At 68.8% G+C, this 7,847-nt stretch carries 7 protein-coding genes and 2 pseudogenes; 5 read left to right on the forward strand and 4 right to left on the reverse strand.

Going from position 1 to position 7,847, the window contains the following annotated elements; genetic code table 11:
- Nucleotides 1-222: 222 nt before the first annotated feature.
- Nucleotides 223-831: a hypothetical protein gene (locus tag IE271_RS39720; protein ID WP_190195309.1), complete on the reverse strand. Its 609-nt coding sequence runs from the start codon at nt 829-831 to the stop codon at nt 223-225.
- 515 nt (nt 832-1,346) lie between these two features.
- Between IE271_RS39720 and IE271_RS39725 the strand changes: the two genes are divergently transcribed.
- Nucleotides 1,347-1,751, forward strand: coding sequence for a transposase family protein (locus tag IE271_RS39725; protein WP_229919952.1), 405 nt, complete (start codon nt 1,347-1,349; stop codon nt 1,749-1,751).
- Between the two features lie 153 nt (nt 1,752-1,904).
- On the opposite strand, the gene IE271_RS39730 is transcribed toward IE271_RS39725, so the two are convergent.
- Both IE271_RS39730 and IE271_RS39735 read right to left on the reverse strand, forming a co-directional pair.
- The gene (locus tag IE271_RS39730) at nt 1,905-2,126 is read right to left on the reverse strand and encodes a hypothetical protein (protein WP_190195310.1); all 222 of its coding nucleotides are present in this window, start codon (nt 2,124-2,126) and stop codon (nt 1,905-1,907) included.
- A 210-nt stretch (nt 2,127-2,336) separates the two neighbouring features.
- Nucleotides 2,337-3,377 carry an AraC family transcriptional regulator gene (locus IE271_RS39735; RefSeq protein ID WP_190195311.1) on the reverse strand — a complete coding sequence of 347 codons (1,041 nt, stop codon included), beginning with the start codon at nt 3,375-3,377 and terminating at the stop codon, nt 2,337-2,339.
- 90 nt (nt 3,378-3,467) lie between these two features.
- On the opposite strand from IE271_RS39735, the gene IE271_RS39740 reads away from it, so the two are divergent.
- From IE271_RS39740 to IE271_RS39750, 3 genes and pseudogenes are all read left to right on the forward strand, one after another.
- Entirely contained in the window at nt 3,468-4,304 is an 837-nt protein-coding gene (locus IE271_RS39740; protein ID WP_190195312.1) for an NAD(P)H-binding protein, read from the forward strand.
- Nucleotides 4,305-4,416: 112 nt separating this feature from the next.
- On the forward strand, nt 4,417-5,016 hold the full coding sequence (locus IE271_RS39745) for an NAD(P)H-dependent oxidoreductase (RefSeq protein ID WP_190195313.1): 600 nt from the start codon (nt 4,417-4,419) through the stop codon (nt 5,014-5,016).
- A 139-nt stretch (nt 5,017-5,155) separates the two neighbouring features.
- Nucleotides 5,156-6,183 (forward strand): annotated as a pseudogene (locus tag IE271_RS39750) (DUF4158 domain-containing protein); the annotation flags it as partial.
- A gap of 151 nt (nt 6,184-6,334) precedes the next feature.
- Here the strand turns inward: IE271_RS39750 and IE271_RS39755 are convergent.
- Entirely contained in the window at nt 6,335-6,808 is a 474-nt protein-coding gene (locus tag IE271_RS39755) for a hypothetical protein (protein ID WP_190195314.1), read from the reverse strand.
- Nucleotides 6,809-6,935: 127 nt separating this feature from the next.
- On the opposite strand from IE271_RS39755, the pseudogene IE271_RS39760 reads away from it, so the two are divergent.
- Nucleotides 6,936-7,672, forward strand: a pseudogene (locus IE271_RS39760) (Tn3 family transposase); the annotation flags it as partial.
- Between the last annotated feature and the right edge of the window lie 175 nt (nt 7,673-7,847).

A 7,847-nucleotide genomic window follows, 5' to 3' on the forward strand; every position in this document is an offset into this window, starting at 1 on the left:
GCCCCGCAGCACGTCACCCTCAGCCCGCGCCGGATCGGCGACATCGCCCGCGCCGCCCTCGTCCTCAACGGAATCTGGAAATGATCACCGTTGAGAACGTCATTGAGTGGAACGGCGCTTCGGCGTTCGCGAGTTGCCCCCCGATGACTCCCTGGGCCGCTCAGGGGCCGACCGGTTCCGGTGCATGCGTTCTCTCAGGCCGGGACGAGAGGTAACGCCGCCTCAGATGGTCGGGGTGTCGTCAACAAGCGGCCTGTGGATCTCAACGACCGGCTTCCATCCCGCGGAGAACTCGATGAAGTCCGCACGGGTGGGGTAGGTGTCGATCGCGCGACGGTCACGCTTGGGGCTGTCGCTCCCCTTGCGCCCCCGGGGAATCTGCTCCTCGAAGATGTCGACCTTGACGTCGGGAACCTCCTTGAGGCCCTGGCGCCAGATCTGCACGATGTCGGCGCCGAACGCCTGCCGGGCCGCGGCGTAAAGGGCCGAGAGGGCCCCCTTGTCCCCACCGGGGACGAAAAGTGCCAGATCCAGCACGACACCGGCGGACTGGAGGACCTCGATGGTCACCGGGCCGTTCTCGTCGGCCAAGTAGATTCCGGCATCATTCTCGTCGTCGGGAAGGCAGGAGACCTCTTCCTGGAATATGGTTCTCGCCGTGATCGAGCCGCCCTCGAATTCCCCACCGGACTTGGTCAGAAAAGCAGGGACATAGCAGTCGGGAAGTTTTAGTTCTGCCGTGTCGGCGGAAACGAAGAGCCTGTCCTGCACGCCGAGCTTCGTTACCTCTTCCAGCGAGAGGCGGCGAGCGGCGATCTTCTCCGTGTTCACGATTTCCCTTTCAGGTTGCGCTGTCCCTCCGAGTAGGGACGCTACCACGAAACCTTGAGGTCAACTGCCCAGTAGCCCTTGGGTACATGACCTCCGACGACCTGTACGGGAGGATATCGAAGCGAGTGCCACTCGGTCGGGAACACGCATCCGCCAGGTGGTGTCCCTCGTCATGGCGTCGGGGATTAACTGGCGGTTGCATTTTGGTGCGTTGGGTAGCACGGAGGAACCAAAAGAGAGTTTATGGTAGATATCACCCATATGACCTTCGGGGCGAGGTAAGGCGATCCATTCGTCATGCATCTCGAAGAGCACAGCGGAAACCAACCGGATGGTCCGACAACGCAACAACGGTGACTCCCACCGGCGACATCTGGATGGAGCGCGAACCGGAAGTCGTGTACTACCGCGCCCTCTCCAGTCAGGACTTCGGCGTAGTCGGCTGACGCCCCATTGCTGACGCCTTGTCATGTTGGGCAGGGTCAGGTACACAAAAGGCACGGACGTCCGCGTTCATGGAGTTCTCTACGCTCTGTGACCTTGGACTGCCCGTGCCTGCCGACGCACCATCTCTGATCTCCCCTGCATTTGAACAGCTCAGACCGCATCTGGAGGTGTCCGGGAGCGAGCTTCCGGATCTGCCGGAACGCCCCGCGCAGGTCCCGAACCCGCGGGATCCGCGGGGAGTACGGCACCCTGTCGTGACGCTCCTGGCACTGACGGCCTGCGCGGCCCTCGCCGGAGCGCGATCCCTGCTCGCGATGAGTGAAGGGGTGGCCGGCGCACCGCCGGCCCTGCTCGAACGGCTCGGCACGCCCGTCGACCCACTGGTTCCGAAACGGTCCTGGCCTGCGGGATCCATGATCCGGTCTCAGCTGGAGGAACCCGATCCGAGGAGTTCGGTCGGCACCAGGGGATGAACGGTGCCGTGCATGCCCGCGAGCTCTTCGCCGCGGGCGTGCCTCCGGCCATGTCGACGAAAAGGGCTGCGATGCCTGCCCCACCGGGCATTTGTGCACCCGCGCTGCCTGATCGACGGCGCGGGATGCGCCACCCGGCGAAGACGGCGTTGATCAGGTCCTCCGAGCCCCGGCGGGTGCAGGGCCGGGGGTGAAGAGCGGGGCGTGCAGGGGGCGGGTCCGGGTAGGCGCCAGAACTTCGAGCCAGCCCTTGTCCTCGGCCAAGCAGTACGGGATGGACTGGTGGTGCCACTTCCAGTTCACCCACCAGCGGACCTCGTCGAGGCGGCCAGCCATGCGGCTGGGAGTGGGCAGCCGGTAGCCGGACAGCTCCACGTCGCTGAGGTCGACGTCTTGGTCCTGGAGGTACTGCAGGGCTACGAGAGCCGTGCGGCGCAGGGGGCTGTGATCGGTCCAGCGGCTGCGGAGTTCGTAGGCGATGTCGCGGTCGGCGGGCTCGGCGGGCGTATCGGGCAGCGTGAGCCGGGAGATGGCGATCCGGCCGGCACCGCTCGTACGAAGGGAGGCCGGCGAGCGGGCGCGCTCTCATCCTTGGCGTCGATGCGCGCAGGCCGTGGCGGGTGAGCCGGCCTGAACCGGGGTGGCGGGCCCGCCCTCCGGGTATGCCGGGATGCTGCCGGCCGGCTGCTGGTGCGGGGCTGTCGCGGCGTTGCGGTACGCGCTGGGACTGACGCCGCGGACCCGTTTGAAGGCCGCGCTGAACGCGAACGCGTCGGAGTAGCCCACTGCGCGGGCGATCTCCGCGACAGTCGCCGTTTCGCGCTCGGTCAGCAGGTCCGCCGCGAGCGTCATGCGCCAGTGGGCGAGGTAGGTCAGTGGCGGCTCGCCGACCAGGTCGGTGAACCGCTTGGCCAGCGTGGAGCGCGACACCCCGGTGCGCTCGGCCAGTGAGGCGACCGTCCAGGGCGCAGCCGGCTCGCCGTGCAGCAGCCGCAGCGCGCCGCCGACCACCGGGTCCCGCCCGGCGGAGTACCAGCCCGGGGGATTGCTGTCGGGCCGGTCGAAGTACTCGCGCAGCGCGCACACCAGCATCCAGTCCAGCAGCCGGTCGAGGACCACCTGCTGGCCCGGCGTGTCGGTGGCGACCTCGGCGGCGAGGTGTTCCCACACGGGGTCGGGCCCGCCGTCGGACCCCACGCGCAGTACGACGGGCAGCGCGTCCAGCAGCCTGCGGCTGATCTCGCCGCGCACCGGGTAGGCGCCGACGACCAGCACCGTCGCGCCGTCGCCTCCGTCATGGTTTTCGTACCAGCCGAGCCGGTGCCGGGTCCCGCCCTGATCGGGCGTCGAGCAGAACGCGCCGCACGCGACGGGCTCCGCCCGGGTGCCCACCTCGTCGACGAAGAGGAACGGCGCCGGACCTCGCACGATCAGTGTCTCGCCGACGCGCAGAGGTTCGGGCGGGCGGTGCTCCGGCACGATCCAGCCGCCTCCGGAGAGGACGGTGCACAACGTCAGTGGTGCACCGTCCACGAAGTGCAGCGCCCAGGGCGGGACCAGGGTCGAGCTGCCGAACAACGAGCCCTGAGCCCGCACCCCGCGTAGGAGGTCACCGAAAGCGTCCATCCTGCAAGACTAGACAAGTTGGACGATCGACCAGGTGATTCGGCTTATCACATATGGATCTGTCCGCATACGTGTCGTTGAATCGCCGTCATGAGCAACGACACCACCCTGGTTCTCGGTGCGACGGGCAACACCGGCCGGCGGGTCGCCGCCCGGTTGCGGCTGCGCGACACGCACGTACGCGCCGCCTCCCGTTCCAGTCGGACCCCGTTCGACTGGTTCCGCCCCGCCGACTGGGATCAGGTTCTGCAGGGCGTCACCACCGCCTACGTGGTGCCTCCGGCCGTGCCCGGTCCAGTGCACGAGTTCGTGGCGCGGGCCCAGGCCGCCGGCGTGCGGCGCCTGGTCCTGCTCTCCGGTCACGGCGCCGACGACTGGGGCGACTCCGCGTTCGGGCTGGACATGCGCTCGGCCGAGGACGCCGTGCGCGGTTCGACGCTGGAGTGGACCGTTCTGCGCGCCGCGAACTTCGCCCAGAACTTTGTCGGGCCTCCCTTCCGTGCCCCGCTGGCCGCCGGCGAGCTGGCGCTTCCGGCGGGTACGGTGCCCGAGCCGTTCATCGACCTCGAGGACGTCGCCGACGTCGCGGCCGCGGTGCTGTCCGAGCCCGGCCGGCACGCCGGTCGGGTCTACGAGCTGACGGGGCCGCGCGGGCTGACCTGGGCGGAGGCGGTCGAGCTGATCTCCCGGGCGTCCGGGCTGCCCATCGCCTACCGGCAGGTCTCCCCGGCCGAGTACACCGCGGCATTGGTTCAGGAGGGCTGGAGCGAGGACGAGGCCCATCTCCTCACCGAGATGTTCGTGCTGTTGGAGCGCGGGGCGACCGCCTGGACGACGGACGACGTCGCCACCGTGCTGGGACGCGCGCCGCGGACCTTCGAGGACTTCGTCCTGCGGGCCGTGGCAGCGGGAGCCTGGCTGCGCTGAGTCCCACGGCCGCCGTTCCGGCGTAGTGGATCCCCAGGAGAAGGAGCCCGCGCGCCGTCCTGCACACCCTTGCCCCTGTACATGTCCGCTCTTCACATGATGGGAACTATCGATGCACACCTTGCTGGTTGCCGCCAACCCGGACCCCCAGTCCCTGACGCATTTCGTGCTGGGCAGACTCCAGGCAGCGCTTCCTCCCGGATCGGTCGAGATCGCCGACCTGTCCCGGGAGGGGTTCGACCCCCGGTTCACTCCAGCGGATCGTCAGGCGTACCACGAGGGCGGCAACCATCCGGCCGACGTCGTGGCTGAGCAGCGTCGTCTTGAGCGTGCCACCGATCTCGTGCTGGTCTTCCCCGTGTACTGGTGGTCGATGCCCGCACTGCTGAAGGGGTGGATCGATCGCGTCTTCGTCAACGGCTGGGCCTTCGAGTACTCCCCCACTTCGGGCTTGCAGCCGAAACTGCAGAACCTCACCACGCATCTTGTACCCATCGCCGGCGGCGACTCCGGTGCGTACGAGCGCCACGGATACGAGAAGGCACTGCGGACGCAGATCGAGCACGGCATCATCGACTACTGCGGCAGCAGGCGCGGTTCCACAGCGTTCATCTATGAATCCGAACAGCTTTCCCCCCAGTCCACAGAGCAAAGTGTTGACCGTGCGGTGCGGACCGTCAGCGAGGCCATTCATGCCCGCCTGATGGGGTGACGCGTGTCATGTCATCGTACGGGTGGCCTGCTGTGGTGTTCAGCGCGCACGCTCGTCGGCGGCGTGCCACCGCAGGACGGGGTCCGACGCTGCCCGCCGTTTTGTCCGCTGGCCCAAGCTTGACGTGAGGTTTCCCCTCGTGCCGTCGGAGTTTCTGACTGATGAGCAGACCGAGGCGGACGGAAAGTTGGCCGAGGAGCCGACCCGCCCCGAGCTGGAGCGGTTCTTCTTCCTGGACGACGTCGACCGCGATCTGATCGCCCGGCGACGCTCCACGCACCACCGGCTCGGCTTCGCGCTCCAGATGTGCACGGTGCGCTACATCGGCCGGTTCCTCCCGGACGACCCGCTGGATGCGCCGTGGCCGGTGGCCGAGCACCTGGCCGCGCAGCTCGGCATCGAGGACCCGTCGGTGGTGAAGCGGTACACCGACGGCCGAAGACGGCGTACGAGCACGCGTGGGAGATCCGGGACGCCTACGCGTACCGTGAGTACGACGATGCAGGGTGGTCCCGGCGGTTCCGCACCTTCCTGCAGGCCGGCCCTGGACGCACGCCGAGGACCCGAGGGCGCTGTTCGACCACGCGGTGGGCTGGCCGCGCCGTCACCGAGTGCTGCTGTCGGGAGTGAGCGTGCTGGCCCGGCAGGTGGCGGAGGCGCGGACGGTCGCGGAGAAACGGCTGCACGCCACGGTCGCGGGGGCCCCTCGGCGGGCGGACCCGGCGCTGCCCGGGGATCTGGTGGCGACGCTGAAGACGCCGGAGGGGTCCCGGTTCTCGGAGCTGGAGCGGCTGCGCCGGCCGCCGACGCGGACGACGGGTACCGGCGGTCGCCCGCGCGCTGGAGCGGGTGGACGAGATCGGCGCGTACCGGCTCGGTCGGCTGAGGCTGTCGCAGATCCCGCCGAACCGGATGGCGGCGCTGGCCCGGTACGCGCTGGGGTCGAAAGCGCCGTTGCTGGAGCGGGCGGCGGAGCCGAAGCGCACGGCGATGCTCACCGCGGTGATGCGGCACCTGGAGGCGAAGGCGATCGACGAGGCCCTGGACCTGTTCCAGGTCCTGATGGCCGCCCGGCTGCTGAACACCGCGAAGCGCAAGACGGAGAAGGGTCGGCTGTCCACGCTGCCGCAGCTGGAGAAGGCGTCACGGGTGCTCGCGCGGGCGGCGAGCCGAAGTCCCTGACCTGGCTTCGCAGGCGGGTCGAGAGGATGCTCCCGAAGACCGGCCTGCCGGACCTGACTCCTGGCCGACCTCAGCCAGCCGATCAACGCGGAGGCGGAGGAGGACGGCTTCGGTGCGTGATCACCCCGCGGCGGAGCTACCGGAGCGGTCCTTGCTCGTCAATGTGGACAGTGGGCTCCGACAAGAACACGTCAGCATCCACCGGGCCATAGGCGATGTTGAAGGTGTCCAGCCAGTACGACCAGTCCCGCACACCCGCCGCGCTGCTGAAACGGTAGTTGAGCTGCCAGCGGACCCACTGGCCGGAGGCAAGACGCACGGCTGGGGGCCGTCGCGGCCGAGGTGGGATGGCGAACAGGGGCTGCACTCGGGGAAGGACGCGCAGCCGGCCGTCGGCTTCGCGAAGCTGGACGTCGACCTTGCGCAGGTCTTCCTCGACGCCATGGGGCTCGAAGCCGTCTCGTTCATGCATGCGGACCACGTGGGCAAACGAGGGCGGCACAGACGGGACAGCGAAGCCGACCGGAGCCGCGTTCCTACGGGCGGCGGCTTCTCCTCCGCGGGACTGTTTCGTCCAGAACGTCCGTATCCACTGGACGGTGATTTCCACGACCCCCACCCCTGCCACTCCATCGAAGACCTCACTCTATGCGCGCGGCTTCTCCGACCCGCACCAACACCGCCAACGGCCCGAGCGGCAACCCAAAGGAAGATCAACTTGAACTGTCCACATAAACTCCGACATGGTGTTCGACCTGTTCAAGATCCTCGGCTACAACTTCTCACCCAGGTTCTGCGACCTGGACGATCAGCGGTTCTGGCGGGCCACCATGCCCGGCGTCGAGACCGGCAGCCACGGCGCGGTGGAGGACCTGGCGCGCAACCTCGTGACCCTGAACAAGGTGATCACGCGCCGGCCGGACATGCTGAAGGCCGCCGGTTCCCTGGTCACCAACCAGGTGCGCGCCTACGACCTGCTGCGCATGTTCGGCCGCGACGGCCGCCCGACCCCGCTGGGCGCCGCGTTCGCGGAGTACGGGCGGATCGCCGAGACAGAGCACCTGCTGCGCGTGGTCGACCCGGTCGACCACGTCTATCGCCGGCAGATGAACCGGCAGCTCACCGTGCAGGAGTCCCGCCACAAGCCGGCCCGGGACGCGGACCACGGCAAGCGCGGCACCATCCACCAGGCGTACCGCGACGGCATGGAGGACCAGTTCGGCGCGCTCGGTCTGGTCCTCAACGCCATCGTCCTCCGGACGACGAAGTACATCGACGCCACCGTCGCCCGGCTGAAGGCCGCAGGCCGCGAGTTCCGGGAAGAGGACATCGCCCGGCTCCCCCCGCTCGAGCACCGGAATCTGAACCTGCTCGGCCGCTACAGCTTCACCGCCAGCGTCCCGACGGCCCGCGCCCGCTGCGCGCCCCGGACGCGCCGGAGCCGGACGAGGACGACGACGGCCGCGAGGACTGAGCCGGTGCCGGTGACCCGCGCCTCAGAGCACCGTGTGGGGCACTGCGTCGGGCCGCCGGGTGCTGTACGCGCGGCTGCGGATCACGCGTTTGGTTCGTCGCCGGTCATCAGGGCGAGCAGGCTGTGGGGCGCGTGGTCGTCGATCATGGTCGTGTAGAAGCCGTCGTCGTCCGCT

This window comes from Streptomyces minutiscleroticus (genome assembly GCF_014650875.1).
Lineage (GTDB): Bacteria > Actinomycetota > Actinomycetes > Streptomycetales > Streptomycetaceae > Streptomyces > Streptomyces minutiscleroticus.